General features: G+C 70.9%; 12 protein-coding genes. 3 read left to right on the forward strand and 9 right to left on the reverse strand.

Annotated features, from left to right (window positions below):
• Positions 1-88: 88 nt before the first annotated feature.
• From KUM39_RS00300 to KUM39_RS00315, 4 genes are read right to left on the reverse strand one after another with little or no spacing between them, the layout of a single operon-like run.
• Entirely contained in the window at positions 89-1,009 is a 921-nt protein-coding gene (locus KUM39_RS00300; protein ID WP_217783242.1) for a DMT family transporter, read from the reverse strand.
• Positions 999-2,006 (reverse strand): N-acetylglucosamine kinase, encoded by a 1,008-nt coding sequence (locus KUM39_RS00305; protein WP_217783243.1) that lies wholly within the window; start codon positions 2,004-2,006, stop codon positions 999-1,001. The genes KUM39_RS00300 and KUM39_RS00305 overlap by 11 nt, the downstream gene beginning before the upstream one ends.
• Before the next feature lie 34 nt (positions 2,007-2,040).
• The gene (locus tag KUM39_RS00310; protein ID WP_308288010.1) at positions 2,041-3,207 is read right to left on the reverse strand and encodes an SIS domain-containing protein; all 1,167 of its coding nucleotides are present in this window, start codon (positions 3,205-3,207) and stop codon (positions 2,041-2,043) included.
• Entirely contained in the window at positions 3,204-4,502 is a 1,299-nt protein-coding gene (locus KUM39_RS00315; protein ID WP_217783245.1) for a D-tagatose-bisphosphate aldolase, class II, non-catalytic subunit, read from the reverse strand. The genes KUM39_RS00310 and KUM39_RS00315 overlap by 4 nt, the downstream gene beginning before the upstream one ends.
• Before the next feature lie 152 nt (positions 4,503-4,654).
• Here KUM39_RS00315 and KUM39_RS00320 point away from each other — a divergent pair, with 152 nt between their 5' ends.
• Entirely contained in the window at positions 4,655-5,443 is a 789-nt protein-coding gene (locus KUM39_RS00320; RefSeq protein WP_217783246.1) for a GntR family transcriptional regulator, read from the forward strand.
• 667 nt (positions 5,444-6,110) lie between these two features.
• Entirely contained in the window at positions 6,111-8,945 is a 2,835-nt protein-coding gene (locus KUM39_RS00325) for a lectin (RefSeq protein WP_217783247.1), read from the forward strand.
• A gap of 67 nt (positions 8,946-9,012) precedes the next feature.
• On the opposite strand, the gene exaC is transcribed toward KUM39_RS00325, so the two are convergent.
• From exaC to xylB, 5 genes are all read right to left on the reverse strand, one after another.
• Complete coding sequence (gene exaC, locus KUM39_RS00330) at positions 9,013-10,536, reverse strand: acetaldehyde dehydrogenase ExaC (RefSeq protein ID WP_217783248.1); 1,524 nt, start codon at positions 10,534-10,536, stop codon at positions 9,013-9,015.
• Complete coding sequence (locus tag KUM39_RS00335; RefSeq protein ID WP_217783249.1) at positions 10,533-11,903, reverse strand: GAF domain-containing protein; 1,371 nt, start codon at positions 11,901-11,903, stop codon at positions 10,533-10,535. The genes exaC and KUM39_RS00335 overlap by 4 nt, the downstream gene beginning before the upstream one ends.
• A gap of 103 nt (positions 11,904-12,006) precedes the next feature.
• Positions 12,007-12,609 (reverse strand): N-acetylmuramoyl-L-alanine amidase, encoded by a 603-nt coding sequence (locus tag KUM39_RS00340; protein ID WP_217783250.1) that lies wholly within the window; start codon positions 12,607-12,609, stop codon positions 12,007-12,009.
• A 492-nt stretch (positions 12,610-13,101) separates the two neighbouring features.
• Entirely contained in the window at positions 13,102-14,310 is a 1,209-nt protein-coding gene (locus KUM39_RS00345; protein WP_217783251.1) for an ROK family transcriptional regulator, read from the reverse strand.
• A 91-nt stretch (positions 14,311-14,401) separates the two neighbouring features.
• Positions 14,402-15,847: a xylulokinase gene (gene xylB, locus KUM39_RS00350; protein WP_217783252.1), complete on the reverse strand. Its 1,446-nt coding sequence runs from the start codon at positions 15,845-15,847 to the stop codon at positions 14,402-14,404.
• Positions 15,848-15,973: 126 nt separating this feature from the next.
• Between xylB and xylA the strand changes: the two genes are divergently transcribed.
• Positions 15,974-17,140 carry a xylose isomerase gene (xylA, locus tag KUM39_RS00355; protein ID WP_217783253.1) on the forward strand — a complete coding sequence of 389 codons (1,167 nt, stop codon included), beginning with the start codon at positions 15,974-15,976 and terminating at the stop codon, positions 17,138-17,140.
• Positions 17,141-17,295 lie beyond the last annotated feature (155 nt).

The following is a 17,295-nucleotide window of genomic DNA, read 5'->3' on the forward strand; positions in this document are numbered from 1 at the left end:
GGCACCCGGGTCCGGATGGCCGCGCCGGGCAACCGGACCGGGGGCGAGGGCGGGACCTGCGGCGGCCCCGGTCACCGGGAAGCGCGGTTCACGAACCGACGGGTGACGGCTCCGGAGTCTCGGGAGCGTCCTCGCGCTTCTCGTCCGCGTAGACCATCAGCGTCGAACCGCCCAGGGCGAGCACGATGCCGATGGTCGCCCATATCGTCGGCAGCGTCCGGTATACGGCGAGGGACAGCACGATCGTGAGGACCGGCGCCAGCGCGTTGGTGACCGGCGCGACCACACTGGCCTTGCCGCGGCTGAGCGCCATCACCAGGAACAGCGCTCCCACGGCGTTGAGGATCTGCGTGGCGGCGGTGAGCGCCGGAGCCTGCCAGGGGGCGCTCGGCAGGCCGCCCATCATGAAGATGGCGACAGGGACGAGGAGCAGCCCGCTGATCGTCATCCAGCCGAACGTCGTGCCGTCGTTGACGCCCGCCAGCGCGGCCTTGCGCATGAAGAACGCCTGCGCTCCCCAGGCCACGCAGACCAGCACGGCCAGCAGAAGCCAGGTACCGGTGCTCGCGGAGCCGTCGGTGCCGGCGGGGATGCTGAGCAGCACGATGGAGATCAGAGCGGCGATCACCCCGATGACCGCCAGTTTCCCGATCCGCTCCCGGAGCAGGGCCACCGCCATCAGCACGGTGATCACCGGGGAGAGGGAGACCACGGGGAAGATCAGGTACGCCGGGCCGCCGGACAGCGCCTGGAACAGCAGCAGTTGGCCGCCCGCGCCGGTGAGTCCGGCCGCCAGCCCGTATCCCGCGGCGATCGGGCGCCGGTCGAACCGGTCCTTGCGCAGCGCGACAGCGGCCGGGACGAGCATGGTGAACGCCCAGATGACGTAGATCATCTCGTCCGGGTAGTGGTACCGCTCGGTCGGCTGGCTGGAGAACGCTCCCCAGACTCCCCAGAACAGCACCAGCAGGCCCGCCCAGAGGATCCAGGTACTCCTGTCACGCTTCATCGCTGTCCTCCGTGGTGGTGAGAGCCGTGCTGGAACGCAGCGCGGCCAGGGCCTCGGTGCTGAGGGGGGTACCGGCGAGCCTGGCCGCGTAGAGCGCGGCGCCGACCACCGGTTCGAACTGGGGCAGGCGCAGCTCGTACTCCGCCGCACCGCCGGTCAGCGCGCTCGTGAACGCGTCGAGCACGCGCGCCGATCGGAAGACACCGCCGGAGTAGGAGACGGGCACCCGCTCACCGGGGGAGAAACCGAGGCGGTGCCGGGTGCTGTGCACCAGCTCCGCCAGCTCGCCACCGGCCTCCGTGAGGACCGCCGCACAGGCCGTGTCGCCCGCCTCGGCCGCCTCGACGACGAGCGGGGTCAGCGCGGCGATCTCGCTGCGGTGTCCCTGCCAGCGATTGAGCACGACGTCGATCACCTCCAGGTCGGAGGTGAGCCCGAGCCGTTCGCGCAGCAGTGCCGCGAACGGCCCCTCGGGCGTGCGGCCGTCGCTCATCCGGGAGAACACGTTCAGCGCGCGGGCGGCGATCCAGTACGCGGAGCCCTCGTCACCGAACAGCTCGCCCCAGCCGCCAGTGCGGACACCGAGCCCGGCGCGCTCGCCGTACGTCATCGAACCGGTGCCGCTGATGACGTTGATGCCGTCCACGGCGCCCAGCGAACCGGCCCAGCCGCAGATCATGTCGTTGTCGCAGGCATACCGCCGGTGTCCCAGCACCCGGCCGGGGGCCGCGTCCAGAGCGGCGATGTCACCGGGCACCTCCCCGTATCCGGGCAGGCCCAGGAACGCGTGGTCGATGTCCGCGAGCGTGACGCCCGCGGCCCCGGTCACGGCCCGGACGCCGTCCGCCAGGAGCCGTACGACGTGATCGACGCCGCCGTCGGCGTTCTCCGCGAAGTAGTACGCGCCCTCGCCCAGTGCCCGGCCCCGGACCGTGCCGGTACTGTCCACCAGGCAGAAGGCCGTTTTCGTACCTCCGCCGTCCACACCCAGAAACATCGTTGGTCCTCCAACTCGGCTTTCTCGGACGCCGTTACGCGATGCCGCGCTCGGGGAGCGGGTGCACGGTCACGCCCTGCACCACGCGGTTGACCTCTCCCGAGGGGAACGGGTTGTCGGGCGTGATGCCGTGCGCCAGCGAGGAACGCAGCGCGACCAGCTGCGCGGTGATCACGGCGGGCAGGGCGAGGACCGCGTCGTCGGCGCCCGCGAGCCCGGGGAGCGTCCAGGTCCCGTCCTCGGACAGGCCGTCGGGGGACGCGGTGACGGCCACGACGCTGCCCGGCGCGAGCCCCGCGCGCAGTTCCGCGATGATGTCGAGGTCGTAGCGGCGCGTGTACGGGTCGTTCGAGACGTACACCACCACCGTCGTGCGCTCGTTCAGCACCGACTTGGGGCCGTGGCGGAAGCCGAGCGAGGACTCCGAGGACGCCACCAGCGCGCCCCCGGTCAGCTCCAGCAGCTTCAGCGCGGACTCCTGGGCCAGCCCCTTCAGCGCGCTGCTGCTGCCGAGGTAGACGAGCCGCTCGGGCCGACGGGCGAGCAGGGCGTCGATGGCCGGGTCCAGACCGCCCGACGTGAGGTGCTCCGCCGCGACGGCCGCCGCCTCCACGCCCTCGGCGCCGGTCGCGCCGAAGGCGAGCAGCGACGCCAGCAGCATGCTGGTGAAGCTCGACGTCATGGCGAAGCCCTGGTCGTTGGCCGCGGCAGGCATGAGCAGGACGTGGGACGCGGCGTTCTCCCCGTGCGTCCGGGCCAGGTGCCCCGCGCTGTTGCACGTGATGACGAGGTGGTGCACCCGGCCGAGCACCTGCTCGGCGAGGCGGGTGGCCGCCACGCTCTCCGGGCTGTCCCCGGAGCGCGCGAAGGACACGAGCAGCGTTGGGACGTCGTCGGGGAAGGCCGCGCGGGGGTCCGCGACGATGTCGGTGGTGGACACCGCGTCCACCCGCCGTCCCGTCGTCCGCGCCAGCGCGTCCCGGACCACTTCACCGGCGAACGCGGAAGTACCGGCTCCGGTCAGGACAATCCGCAGTTCCCGCTCGGCCAGCAGCGGACCGAGGAAAGCGTCCAGTGCGGTCCGCGCGCCGGTCACGATCGCGCCGACCTCCCGCCATACCGCGGGCTGCTGGACGATCTCCGCGACCGTGTGGTCGGCCCCGCCGCTGCGGGGCGCCGCCTGTTGGGTGGAGGTGGTCACACGTACTCCTTGTCTGGGACACGGCATGCGCGGTCGTAGTCGCGCAGCACGTCTCGGATGTGATCGACGACCAGGGCCCGGGGCGTCGCCTCCAGGGCACCGGCCCGTACCCGCCGGTACTGGTCGGGCAGATGGGCGCTCAGCAGGGGGAGCGGTATGCCGACGGCCACGAGATTGGCGAACAGACGCTCCTGCGCGGCGGTGATCTCGGGATCGGGCCAGTAGTAACGGACGCGGTCGCTGTAGCTGTAGCTGTAGCGCCGTGCCAGCCGCTGCCGGGCGGTGTCACCGTTGTAGTACCCCTGCCACCGGGACGGGTCCTCGCGCATCCGGCGGTCCACCACCTCGACGATGCCGGACCGCTCCTCGGGGCCGAGGAGTTCGTCCTCCACGGCTGCCAGCGCGAACAGGGCCTCGCGCAGCGCGAACGTCAGACCGGGGCCCACCTTGAGCACGGCCCAGTGGTGCGCGACCAGGGCGGCGAGCCCTTCGGCGGTCTGATAGTCGGTCGAGTGGGCCTCGAAGACCATGTGCGGCTCGTCCGCGAGGACTTCCCGCAGTTCGGCGGTGCGCTCGGGCCGGTAGTCGAACACCTGGAGATGGTCGAACTCGACACCCGGCTGCACCACCAGAGCCAGCACGCGCGGCCAGACGTCGTCCACGCGGTGCGCGGCGAAGGCGTCCCGGTGCCGCCTGAGCGTGAGAAGCGCCGCGCCAGGTGTGGTGGCCGCCATGCCCTCCAGCGTCTCGTGGGCCCCGCCCGGCACCGGCACCTCGGTGCCGATGACGTAGCGGAGACCCAGGGCGGCGGGCCCCGCCGTCTCCTCGGCCACGCGTACCAGCCGCGCGGTCCGCTCGGCGACCAGGTCGTCGGTCAGCGGCGCGGGGTCACCGACGCACGGGAAGCTGCAGTCGAGGTGGATCTTCGTGAAACCGGCCCGGACGTAGGCCGCGACCAGCGCGTCCGCCTCCGCCATCGCTTGTTCGGGCGGCAGCGAGCGCCACCGGTTCGGCCCCAGGTGGTCTCCGCCGAGGACGATCCGCTCCTGTGGCAGGCCGTGTTCGGCGGCGATGCCGAGCACCAGCTCGCGGAAGTCCTCCGGCCGCATACCGGTGTAACCGCCGTACTGATCCACCTGGTTGGAGGTCGCCTCCACCAGGAGGAGGCCTCCCGAGGAGAGCGCCTGGCGCACGGCTGCCTCGATGACCAGCGGATGGGCGGAGCACACCGAGGTCACACCGTGCGGGCGGCCCGCCTTCTGGCCTCGCACCACTTCGTCCAGGGGATTCCACATGATCCGCTCCAGGTTCGTGCGTGAACGCGTCCGAAATCGGTACGCATGTCCGCACCGGCAACGTTTCCGGAATGCTATTGGTATGTCTAGCGGCCGTCAATGGCCTGAGACTGGTATTGGACTGGTTTCACTCGATCTGGTATACAACTGGTATGCCATCGGACAACGGTCTCCCGCAGGGCCTGCTGGGTGACGACTCCCTGCCGCTGTACTCCCGCGTCGCCGGACGCCTGTTGGACGACATCTCCGCCGACGGTGCCCGGCCGGGCGACCGCCTGCCGTCCGAGCGTTCACTGGCCGGCCGGTACGGCGTCTCCCGCGTCACGCTGCGCAGCGCCCTGACCGAACTGGCCGAGCGGGACATCATCGAGTCCGCGCCTGCTCGTGGCTGGTTCCTGGCGGCCGGTTACTCGCACGCGGCGCCGGACGCCCCGCCCGCGCCCACCGCCGCGGGCGGACAGTCGGTGCGGGGGTTCGCGGACTACGCCGATCAGTACGGCTTCCGGCTCCGCGACAAGGTGCTCGACTCGACGGTGCGGGCGGCCACCGTCCAGGAATCCGAACTCCTACGGATCGGCCCCGGCGCCGCGCTGTTCGAGATGCGCCGTCTCCGCTTCCTCGACGGCCTCGTCGTCGTCCTGGAGCACAACCGGCTGCCCCTCGGGCTGTGCCCGGAACTGGCGGAGACCGACTTCACCAAGGACACCCTCTTCGCCACCCTCCGCCGCGCCGATCCGCCCCAACTCCCCAAGGTCGCGGACTACTCGGTCGAGGCCCGGCATCCCACGGAGGAGGAGGGCAGACTGCTGGACATCACCGACGCGACCCCCGTCCTGGTCGCCACCCAGCTCGCCTTCAACCAGAAGGCCCAGCCTCTGGAGTACACCGCGGCGGTCTTCCGTGGCGACCGCTATCACTTCCGGGCGTCTATCACGGGGTGAGTCGAATGTGCAGGGTGGTCAGGGTCGGCCCGGAGGCCAACGGTTCACGGCGGCCGGGGCCGGTGCGCCAGCTCGGAGCGCGTAGACGCGCAGGTGTGTGACGTGCGGCTGATTGACGGCTGGGTGCGGGTGCGGGCTCGTGCGCGGTGGGGGAGGGGTGTCCTTGCTGCACCGCTGCGCCATCGTGTGCGTGAACTCCTCCGTCCGAGCGCCCTGTTACCGGCCGAGGATGCGGTCGATGGGCGCGGTCAGTGGGGGTGTGCAAGACGCACTCTCCCGGACCGTTCGCCCGCCATCGGTCAGCGGCCGAGCAGGGGCTACGGACGCTGCCCGATACCTCCTGCCCTCGCGCACTCACCCGCGACTCGTCCTCGTGCCGAATTCCGCCCCGAACTCCCCACGAAGCCATTGACGTGAACCTGCTAACCCCCTAACTTCCCGAGAGGCACGCGCTCAGCTCGGACCTCAACGGCCACCCCGTCGCGCACGGGACGCCCGACGCGCGGAACCTCTCACGCGCCTCCGTATCGGACGTAGACCCGGTTGTCGATCGACAACGTTGTCAGTGCTCGCGCGGCCCGTACCACCCGCTCGCACAGTCCCGTTCCTCCCGCTGCCCGCCGGCCCCTACGACCGGGTGGGCACGAACGCAAGGAGTACGACGGACATGAGACTCACCCCCCGCCCGCCGGCGGCCCTGGGCACGGGGCTGCTCGCCTCGACCGCGCTGGCGGCGGCGCTCCTCGTCGCTCCCGCGCCCGGAGCGGCAGCCGCACCCGCCGCGCTGGTCACCGCGCCCGCCGGGCTCGTCAACCCGTTCATCGGCACCTCGAACCAGGCAAACGACTTCCCCGGCGCGGACGTCCCGTTCGGGATGGTGCAGTGGAGCCCCGACACGCCCTCCCGGCCGCCCGGCGGCGGATACGAGTACAACGACAAGGCGATCACCGGCTTCAGCCTGACGCACATCGCCGGACCCGGCTGCGGCGCGGCCGGGGACATCCCGGTGCTTCCCACCATCGGCGCGGTCAGCACCTCCGCGACCGACAGCTTCTCGCACACGAACGAGAGCGCGTCGGCGGGCACGTACAAGGTGGCGCTGGACAACAAGGTCACCACCGAGCTGACCGCCACCAGCCGCAGCGGCATGGCGCGCTTCAGCTTCCCCTCGACCACGCAGGCGAACCTGGTCTTCAAGCTCACCGGAAGCCAGAACGGCGCGAGCAACACGCAGTTCAACGTGGTCTCGTCAACCGAGGTCAGCGGGCAGGTCACCAGCGGCCGGTTCTGCGGTGCCGGGAATACGTACACGATCTACTTCGACATGGTCTTCGACCAGCCGTTCAAGACCAGCGGCACTCCCTCCGCCGCGCCGACACTGCGGAGTCCTGCCGAGCGGGGCGCCGGTCGGAACGCGGCCGAGAAGCCCAACAAACCGAAGCTGCACGGCGATCCGTCCGTCGCACCGCCCAACGGAAGGGCGCGTTCCGCCGCTACGAAGGCGACTCCCCAGGCCGCCGCGCAGAACGGCTACGTGACCTTCGACGCGACCGCCCATCCCGTCGTCCAGGCCAAGGTGGGCATCAGTTACGTCTCCGTCGCGGGCGCCACCGCCAACCGCGCGGCGGAGAACCCGAACTGGAACTTCGACGCCACCCGCACCGCCGCCCAGAACACCTGGAACGCCGAACTGGGCAAGATCCAGACGGGCGGTGGCACGACCGACCAGCAGAGGATGTTCTACACGGCGCTGTACCACTCGCTGCTGCACCCGAACATCGTCAGCGACACCAACGGCCAGTACGCGGGCTTCGACGGGCGGACGCACACCGTCGATTCCGGCCACCGGGCCGTCTACGGCAACTACTCCGGATGGGACATCTACCGCTCCCAGGCGCAGCTGGAGGCGCTCGTCGATCCGCAGGCCGCGTCCGACACCGCGCAGTCCATGCTGGACGACTACCGGCAGACCGGCATCTTCCCCAAGTGGTCCGAGTACAACGGCGAGTCGTACGTGATGGTCGGTGACCCGGCCGCCGCGATCATCGCGGACTACTACGCCTTCGGTGCCCGAGGTTTCGACGCCGCCGAGACGCTGAGCGCGCTGGTCGCCCAGGCGTCGAAGACCAACAACGACCGCCCCGGTCTCAACTACCTGAACTCACCCGGCTGGATGCCGCACGACGGCAGCTACGGCTGCTGCAACTTCTACGGGCCGGTCGCCACGACCCTGGAGTACAACACCGCCGACTTCGCCCTGTCCGCGCTGGCCGGTGCCCTCGGTGACAGCGCGAACCAGAAGACGTACGCCGCGCGGGCGCAGAACTGGCGGAACGTCGTCAACCCGGCCTCCGGTTTCGCGGAGCCCCGCAACGCGAACGGCTCCTGGCTCGGCGGCTTCGACCCCACCAGCGGCACCGACATGGTCGAGGGCGACTCATGGATCTACACCGGCATGGTCCCCTTCAACGTCGCCGGACTCGCCCGCGCCAAGGGCGGCAACACGGCCATGAACCACTACCTCGACACCGTGCTGCGCAGCTTCAAGGGTGACAACGGCTACGCGTGGGTGGGCAACGAACCCAGCATCGAACTCCCCTGGGAATACGACTACACCGGCGCGCCGTACAAGACGCAGGGCACGGTCCGCGCGATCCAGGACCAGATCTGGTCCAACACCCCCGCCGGACTGGCCGACGGCAACGACGACCTCGGCGCCATGAGTGCCTGGTACGTCTGGTCCGCGCTCGGCATGTTCCCGCAGACCCCGGGCACCGCCGACCTCGCCCTCGGCTCACCGCTCTTCCCTCAGGCCGTCATCGCCCTCTCGTCGGGCGCGACCCTCACCGTCAACGGCAATGGCGCCGCCGACAACGCGCCCTACGTCCAGTCCGCCACCTGGAACGGCGGCTCCTGGAACAACGCCTACGCACCCACCAGCGCCCTCACCTCGGGTGGCACTCTCGGCTACACCCTGGGCACAACCGCCAACACCGACTGGGCCTCGAGTAGTTCCGCCGCACCTCCGTCGTACGGCGGCGGTGTCGCGGCCCCTGCGACACCGCGCGTCGGACCGCTCACCTCGGGCGTGGCGGGCACGAGCGGCAAACTCTGCCTCGATGTCGCCAACTCCGGCACCGGAGACGGCACCCACCTCCAGACCTGGCAGTGCAACCAGTCCTACGCCCAGGATGTGACCATCGCCGCCGACGGCACGCTGCGTGTCCTCGGCAAGTGCGTGGACGTCAGCAACAGCGGCACCGCCAACGGCACTCTCGTCCAGCTCTACCGCTGCAACGGCAGCGGCGCTCAGCAGTGGAGGACCGGCTCCAACGGCTCCCTTACCAATCCGAACTCCGGCAAGTGCCTGGACGACCCCAACTCCTCCACCGCCAACGGCACGCAACTCCAGATCTACACCTGCAACGCGACAGCGGCCCAGAACTGGACCCTCCCGCCCGCCCCGACAGCGGCCACAACCACCGCCACCGCCCGCTCCTGACCGTCGAGCGGCTCAGTGAAAGGCGACTGACCGGGAAGTCTCCAGGTCAGGCACCTTTCGCGTGCCTCTAGAAGAAGCCGAGCTTCTTCGGCGAGTATGACACCAGCAGATTCTTCGTCTGCTGGTAGTGCTCCAGCATCATGCGGTGCGTCTCGCGGCCGATGCCGGACTGCTTGTAGCCGCCGAAGGCCGCGTGGGCGGGGTAGGCGTGGTAGCAGTTGGTCCAGACGCGGCCCGCCTGGATGGTGCGGCCCGCGCGGTAGGCGGTGTTGATGTCGCGGGTCCAGACACCGGCGCCGAGGCCGTACAGGGTGTCGTTGGCGATCTTCATCGCGTCGTCGAAGTCGTCGAACGCCGCGACGGAGACGACGGGACCGAAGATCTCCTCCTGGAAGACCCGCATGCGGTTGTCGCCCTCGAAGATGGTCGGCTGGACGTAGTAGCCGCCCTTCAACTCGCCGTCGTAGTCGATGCGTTCGCCACCGGTCAGGACGCGGGCACCCTCCTGGCGGCCGATGTCCAGGTAGGAGAGGATCTTCTCCAGCTGGTCGTTGGACGCCTGGGCGCCGATCATCGTGTCGGTGTCCAGGGGATGGCCCGGCTTGATCAGCTCGGTGCGGGCGACTGCCGCCTCCAGGAATTCGGAGTAGTTGCCGCGCTGGACGAGGGCGCGCGACGGGCAGGTGCACACCTCGCCCTGGTTGAGCGCGAACATCGTGAAGCCTTCGAGCGCCTTGTCGCGGAAGTCGTCGTCGTGGGCCCACACGTCGTCGAAGAAGATGTTCGGCGACTTGCCGCCCAGCTCCAGGGTGACCGGCTTGATGTTCTCCGAGGCGTACTGCATGATCAGCCGCCCGGTCGTGGTCTCACCGGTGAACGCGATCTTCGCCACGCGCGGGCTGGACGCCAGCGGCTTGCCCGCCTCGACGCCGAAGCCGTTGGCGATGTTGACGACGCCCGGCGGCAGCAGGTCCGCGATCAGGCTCATCCAGAAGTGGATGGACGCGGGAGTCTGCTCGGCGGGCTTCAGCACGACCGCGTTGCCCGCCGCCAGCGCCGGGGCCAGCTTCCACGTGGCCATCAGGATCGGGAAGTTCCACGGGATGATCTGCCCGACCACGCCCAGCGGCTCGTGGAAGTGGTACGCCACTGTGTCGTCGTCGATCTCGCCCAGCGACCCCTCCTGCGCACGGATCGCCCCGGCGAAGTAGCGGAAGTGGTCGATGGCGAGCGGAATGTCGGCGGCCAGTGTTTCCCGGACCGGCTTGCCGTTCTCCCAGCTCTCGGCCACCGCGAGCTGTTCGAGGTTGGCCTCCATCCGGTCGGCGATCTTCAGCAGGATGTCCGCCCGCTCGGTGACCGACCTGCGCCCCCACGCGGGTGCGGCCTCGTGCGCCGCGTCCAGTGCCCGCTCGACGTCCTCCGAGGTGCCGCGCGCGATCTCGGTGAACGGCTGCCCGTTGACCGGCGACGGGTTCTCGAAGTACTGCCCGCGGGCCGGTGGTACGTACTCGCCACCGATCCAGTGGTCGTAACGGGGCTGGTAGGAGACGATCGCGCCCTCGGTGCCGGGCGCCGCGTAACGGGTCATGCTGGTCTGCCTCCCGAGTGAAGCGCTGCCCGCCGTTGGACAGCTCTCGGCGCGAGGCTAACCGGACGAACGTTGCGAGCAGGTTGCGACACGGAGCCCCGCACCGGAGCCCGGAGACCCGGCGGACCCAGCTCCGATTCGAGCGCGGTGAGCCGTGCCAGCGCGGGTGCGGTGGGCCGTACCGCCACCAGGGCCCGCCAGATGTCGAGGTCGTCCTCGCCCCACGGAGTGTGCGCCCAGTCGGCCAGCAGATCGGGGTCGCGGTGAGCGATCAGAGCGGTCCGCAGGCCGTCGGCGAGCCGCTGCCGCAGCCGCACGACAGCGGGCGCCTGCGATCCGGGCAGCAGCGGACCCGCGTACGCCTTCACCGCCGAGGTCAGCGCCCCCGTCTCCAGTCGCCGTTCCACCAGCGTCGCGTCGCACTCCACGGGCGCCGTCAGCCGGTAGGGCCGCGAGGCGAGCAGTGCGGGCTCGAGCAGCCGCCGGAGCCGGGCCAGTTCGGCGCGCAGCGTCACCGGGGTCACCGACTCGTCCGCGTACAGCGCGCACAGCAGCTCGTCCCCGGTCAGCCCCTCCGGATGGCGAGCCAGCAGCACCAGGATCTCGCTGTGCCTGCGGCTCAGCCGGACCCGGTCGCCCCCGCGCCGCAGCTCCGCCTCGTCCCGGCCCAGCGCGCTCAGTACGACCGCGCCATCGGTACGGAGCGGGGGAGCGAGGAGCGCGAGCTGCGACTCGGCCGCCCGCGCCACCGCCTGCACGAAGCCCAGGCTGTGCGGATGCGCCAGGCCATCCCCGCCGGTGATGTCGATGGCGCCCAGTACCCGGCCGGTGTGCGGATCATGGATCGGCGCCGCCGCGCAGGTCCACGGCTGCACCCTCCTTATGAAGTGCTCCGCCGCGAACACCTGCACCGGTCGGTCCAGCGCGACGGCGGTACCGGGCGCGTTCGTCCCCACCGCGCTCTCCGACCAGCGGGCACCCGGCACGAAGTTCATCCCGTCGGCCCGGCGCCGCGTGGCCGGATGCCCCTCCACCCACAGCAGCCTGCCGTGCGCGTCGCACACCGCGAGCAGATGCTCACCGTCGGAGGCGAATGTGCCCATCAGCTCCCGGAACAGCGGCATCACCCGCGCCAGCGGATGCTCCGCCCGGTAGCCGCCGAGATCGTCGTCGGTCAGTTCCACGTCGGCGGTGCCGTCCGGCCCGACCCCGGCCCGCGCGCTGCGCCGCCACGAATCGGCGACCACCTCGCGCACCGGACGCGGCACGGTCCCCGCCGAGGTGAACGTCTCGTGCGCCCGGCGCAGCACCCGGATGCGCTCGGCAGGGTCGGCCCCCGGTTCCAGAGCCACCCACGGATCTGTCACGGCGCCCTCCCCGGACGAAGAAGTAGCTGTACCCATCGTCACGCGACGTGTTGACGCGGACAACCGGTTCGACATGCCCGTCCGGAAAGGGGGTGATCTCCGGCTAGGCGAAATTCACGAGCCTGATGTAGCGGACCCAGTCCCAGTTCGGACCCGGATCGGTGTGGTCGGTGCCCGGTACCTCGGCGTGGGCGAGGATGTGCGCCCTGTCCTTGGGGATGCCGTACCGGTCGCAGACCGACGCCGTCAGCTTGGCGGACTGCTCGAAGAGAGCGTTGGTGAAGTAGGCGGGCTGATCCACCCATCCCTCGTGCTCGATTCCGATGCTGCGCGTGTTGTAGTCCCAGTTCCCCGCGTGCCAGGCGACATCGGCCTCGCGCACGCACTGCGCCACGTGACCGTCGGCCGAGCGGACCAGATAGTGCGCGGACACCTTCTTCGCCGGGTTCTGGAAGATCCCCACGGTGTTCGTGTACGTCTCCTGCGTCACGTGGATGATCACACGGTCGATGGTGTAGCTCGCGGGACGCTTCGACACGGTGTAGTTCCCGGTGACAGCCGGTCTCCACTCCGCCGACGGGTAGTCCACGGTTCCCGCCGCGCTCGCGTGGACCTCGGGAAGCGCTGTGTAGGGGAGGAGGGCGAGGGCAGCGCCCTGGAGGATGCGTCGTCTGCCGAGCCGCGCACCTGGCAGGTTGGAGTCCATGATCGGCCGCCTTTCAGGGATGGATGTGGGGTGTCACATGCCTGAAGCACTGATGCATCGTCACAGGCGTTACCCGCCGGGGCCGGTGTCGTACACGACCACCACGGATTTCGTCACCGGAGTTGCGTAAGGCCTGATGCAGAGAGCCTGTTTCTTCGTCGGTCGCCCGCATGACTTCCCCCGCTCGTTCGGTTTCCGTCCAGCGTCACGGAACGTGTGCACGCCTCGGGCGCTCTCCGGTCCCGGTCGTGACGACCCGTTCGCACCGCGTGTGAATCACCGTACGGTGCCGTCGAGTTGGACAGAAGGGCGTACCCCGGAACAGTGGACAAGTCGATGAATGTGGAGAACTCGATCACCCGATGGAGTGACGCTCAGCCATGAAGCGGGGAGGAGCCCGCCGCACCCCGCACCCCGCACCCCGCACCCCGCACCCCGCACCCGCGCCCCATCGGGGTTCCTGTCCCGCCCACAACCTCCGCAGCCCGCCCCCTACCCGCGCTCCGCCACCCCCGCCGGGTCATCCAGAACGCCCCGCACCACCGAATGCGCCGCCCCCAGCAGAGGCCCCTGCGAGCCGAGCCGCGACACCGAGACCGGACACGCGGGACCGGTCGTACGCCCCCTCAACTCCGCCTCCAGCGAGGGCAGGAGCCACGGCGAGAGCGCGGCGAGCGCGCCGCCCAGCACGACGGTCCGCGGATCGAGCAGATTGACGGCCCCGGTCAGCGCGATCCCCAGAGCGGCCCCCGCGTTCCGGAGCGCCCGCCGCGCCCCTTCGTCGCCCGCCCCGGCACGCTCCCCGAGCAGCGCGACCGCGTCCTCGCGCGTGTCCAGTCCGGCCGCGCGCAGGACCGCTTCCTCACCGGCGTACTGCTCCAGACACCCGCGCCCCCCGCACGCGCACCCCGGGCCGTCCGGATACACCGGCACATGCCCCACCTCGCCCGCGAACCCGCGCGTGCCGCGCCACACCGCGCCGTCCACGACCACCGCCGCGCCGATGCCGATCTCGGCCGAGACGTGCAGGAAGTCGGCCGGGGTGCCGGGGGACAGCCACAGTTCCGCCAGCGCCCCGAAGTTCGCCTCGTTGTCCACGGTCAGCGGTAGCGGCGAGGGCAGCAGACGGCCGAGATCCGTGTCCTGCCAGCCGAGATTGGGCGCCCGGACGACCGTGCGGCCGTCCCGCGCGACGAGACCGGGTACGGCGACGGCGAGCCCGGCGGGCCACAGCTCCTCGCGTTTCGCCTCCGCCGCGACCTTGTGGACCAGCGCCTCCAGTTCCTCGGCGACTGCCTCGGGGGGCCGCCCCCGGTTCGATCCGCGCCGTCCGGCCCGAGCGCGGACGGCGCCGGTCAGATCCACCGCGCAGACCGCCAGATGATCGACCCCGATCTCCGCGCCGATCCCGGCCGGGCCCCGGCCGCTGACCGCCAGTGCCGAGCCGGGCCGACCGACGCGGCCGGGTCGTTCCGGACCCAGTTCCTCCAGCAGTTCCCAGCGGATCAGGTCGTCCACCAGCGTGGACACGGCGGCACGGGTCAGACCGATGTGGGAGGCGACGGCCGCGCGGGACAGCGGTCCCGCCGCACGCACGGCGTGCATCACGCGCGCGAGATTGCGCCGCCGGATGCCCTGCTGGGTGTCCTGTGACGACCGCCCCCTGCCGACGGGACGGCTCTCGTGCGGGGAATCGGTCATCGCGTGGTCGGTCCTCGGTTCGGTGACAGGCGCCTCGGCCCCTGTGTGGTCTCCGCGAAACTCTGGTGCCACCTCGGTGAACAGGGACGATTCAGCGTGGCTCCGGGTTCCGCGCCAGCAGCGGGGCCGCGTCGGAGAGTACCCCGCCGATCCGCCGGAGCGCCGCCTCGTCGCGTTCCACGGCTGGGAGCACCGGACCCGCCGCCGTGTTCCAGCGCCGCGCCACCGCACCCGGATCCTCGCCGGTCAGCAGTGCCGCCGCCTGCGCCGCGGCCCCCAGCGCGACCAGTTCCCGCGCGTCCGGCACCTGCACCGGACGTCCCGACAGGCGCCGTACCGTCTGCTGCCAGGCGGAACCTCGGGCTCCGCCGCCGATCAGCAGCAGCGGAGTGGTGCGGTCCGCGTCGTCCTCCAGTACGAGATCGAGCGCGCCCAGCAGGGCGTGCACGGCGCCGTCGTAGGCGGCCTGGAGGAGCTGGCCGCCGGTCGTGTCGTGCCGCAGCCCGTGCAGGAGACCGGTGGCGTGCGGCAGGTTGGGGGTGCGTTCGCCGTCGAGGTACGGCAGCAGCGTGACGGTGTGGCCCGGTTCCACGGCCTCGCGGTCGAGGCCCAGTAGCGCGGCCACACGGTCCACGGCGAGTGTGCAGTTCAGGGTGCAGGCCAGCGGCAGCCAGTCACCGCGCGCGTCCGCGAAACCCGCGACGGTGCCCGTCGGATCGGTGGGGCGACGCCGGGAGACCGCGTACACCGTGCCCGAGGTGCCCAGGCTCAGCACCGGAGTGCCCGGTCGGAGCCCAAGGCCCAGAGCCGCCGCCGCGTTGTCACCCGTCCCCGGCGCTACGAGCGTCCCCCTGGAGAACGGCAGCTCGTGATGCTCGCGCACGGTACCCGCCACCTCGCCCGGCTTCACCACTCGGGGCAGGAGCGCCGGATCGAGGCCCACGTGCGCGAGGGTCTCCTCGTCGTACGCCTCCGTGGCCGACGCCCACCATCCCGTGCCGGAGGCGTCGCCCCGGTCCGTGGTGCCCTGCCCGGTCAGCCGTTCCGTGAGGTAGTCGTGGGGCAGGCGCACCGCGCGGGTGGCGCGCACCGCCTCCGGTTCGTGCTCGGCCAGCCACGCCCACTTGGTGACCGTGAAGGATGCGCCGGGCACGCTCCCGGTGCGCTCCGCCCAGCCCTGCGCGCCGCCCAGTTCCGCGACCAGCCGTTCGGCCTGCGGCGCGGAACGGACGTCGTTCCAGAGCATCGCCGGACGGACCGGCTCACCCCGGCCGTCCAGGGTCACCAGACCGTGCTGCTGGCCGCCGATCGACACGGCCGCGGCCTCGTGCGCCGGTTCGCCGCACTGACCCAGCGCCTCGGACAGTGCCTCCCACCACTGACGCGGATCGCTCTCCCGCGCCGCGCCGGACGACACCGTGTGCGGTGCCTGTCCCTTGGCCACGACCCGCCCCGTGGCCACGTCCACGACCAGCGCCTTGGTGGACTGGGTGGACGTGTCCACGCCGACGACGAGCGGTCCCTCGGCTGCTGACATCGGGTTCTCCCTCTCACGCGGCTCGGCGGCCTTCCAGGCACACCCTGTCCCTTCCCCCGGACGCGTGCGCATACTAATTTGTAAATGGCCATGACGAAATAGCCGTAGCTGACGAGGAGCCGCCGTATGAACCACCAGCCCACCCCCGAGGACAGGTTCACCTTCGGCCTGTGGACCGTCGGCTGGCAGGGGCGGGACCCCTTCGGCGACGCCACCCGCCGTGCCCTCGATCCGGTCGAGACGGTACGGCGCCTGGCCGAACTCGGCGCTCACGGCGTGACCTTCCACGACGACGACCTCATCCCCTCCGGCGCCACGGAGAGCGAGCGCGACGCCCACGTCAAGCGCTTCCGGCAGGCCCTGGACGACACCGGCATGGCCGTCCCGATGGCCACCACCAACCTCTTCACGCACCCCGTCTTCAAGGACGGCGCGTTCACCGCCAACGACCGTGACGTGCGCCGCTACGCCCTGCGCAAGACCATTCGGAACATCGACCTCGCCGCCGAACTGGGCGCGAAGACCTATGTCGCCTGGGGCGGACGCGAGGGCTCCGAATCCGGTGGTGCCAAGGACGTGCGGGCCGCGCTGGACCGGATGAAGGAGGCGTTCGACCTGCTGGGGGAGTACGTCACCGGTCAGGGGTACGACCTCCGTTTCGCCATCGAGCCCAAGCCGAACGAACCGCGCGGCGACATCCTGCTCCCCACCGTCGGGCACGCCCTCGCCTTCATCGAACGCCTGGAGCGCCCCGAGCTGTTCGGCGTGAACCCCGAGGTCGGCCACGAGCAGATGGCCGGGCTGAACTTCCCGCACGGCATCGCGCAGGCCCTGTGGGCGGGCAAGCTCTTCCACATCGACCTCAACGGCCAGTCCGGCATCAAGTACGACCAGGACCTGCGCTTCGGCGCCGGAGACCTGCGCGCCGCGTTCTGGCTGGTCGATCTGCTGGAGAGCGCCGGGTACGAGGGCCCGCGGCACTTCGACTTCAAGCCGCCGCGCACCGAGGACCTGGACGGGGTGTGGGCCTCGGCGGCCGGCTGCATGCGCAACTACCTGATCCTGAAGGAGCGTTCCGCCGCCTTCCGCGCCGACCCCGAGGTGCGGGACGCTCTGCGCGCCTCCCGCCTGGACCAGCTCGCGCAGCCGACGGCGGCCGACGGACTCCAGGCACTGCTGGCCGACCGCGCGGCCTTCGAGGACTTCGACGTGGAGGCGGCGGGCGCACGGGGCATGGCCTTCGAGCGGCTGGACCAGCTCGCTATGGACCACCTGCTGGCGGCACGCGGCTGAGGAGACCGGCCCTCTCCGTGTGACGGGCATGGCACCTCGCTCCGGGAACTGTGACCATTAGGGGCACGTCTCAGGGGAGTCTCAGGGTTCGGCTGTGGAACCGGCGGAAGTCGGGAGCCGTTCTCAGAACAGAGACGCAATGACGAGAAGGAGGC

This window comes from Streptomyces corallincola (assembly GCF_019104725.1).
GTDB classification, from domain to species: domain Bacteria; phylum Actinomycetota; class Actinomycetes; order Streptomycetales; family Streptomycetaceae; genus Streptomyces; species Streptomyces corallincola.

Excerpts from the sequence above, each read along its gene's own strand:
- KUM39_RS00315 (WP_217783245.1), bottom strand. The coding sequence starts at position 4,502 with ATGTGGAATCCCCTGGACGAAGTGGTGCGAGGCCAGAAGGCGGGCCGC.
- KUM39_RS00325 (WP_217783247.1), top strand. The coding sequence starts at position 6,111 with ATGAGACTCACCCCCCGCCCGCCGGCGGCCCTGGGCACGGGGCTGCTC.
- KUM39_RS00320 (WP_217783246.1), top strand. The coding sequence starts at position 4,655 with ATGCCATCGGACAACGGTCTCCCGCAGGGCCTGCTGGGTGACGACTCC.
- KUM39_RS00340 (WP_217783250.1), bottom strand. The coding sequence starts at position 12,609 with ATGGACTCCAACCTGCCAGGTGCGCGGCTCGGCAGACGACGCATCCTC.
- xylB (WP_217783252.1), bottom strand. The coding sequence starts at position 15,847 with ATGTCAGCAGCCGAGGGACCGCTCGTCGTCGGCGTGGACACGTCCACC.
- exaC (WP_217783248.1), bottom strand. The coding sequence starts at position 10,536 with ATGACCCGTTACGCGGCGCCCGGCACCGAGGGCGCGATCGTCTCCTAC.
- KUM39_RS00345 (WP_217783251.1), bottom strand. The coding sequence starts at position 14,310 with ATGACCGATTCCCCGCACGAGAGCCGTCCCGTCGGCAGGGGGCGGTCG.
- xylA (WP_217783253.1), top strand. The coding sequence starts at position 15,974 with ATGAACCACCAGCCCACCCCCGAGGACAGGTTCACCTTCGGCCTGTGG.
- KUM39_RS00300 (WP_217783242.1), bottom strand. The coding sequence starts at position 1,009 with ATGAAGCGTGACAGGAGTACCTGGATCCTCTGGGCGGGCCTGCTGGTG.
- KUM39_RS00305 (WP_217783243.1), bottom strand. The coding sequence starts at position 2,006 with ATGTTTCTGGGTGTGGACGGCGGAGGTACGAAAACGGCCTTCTGCCTG.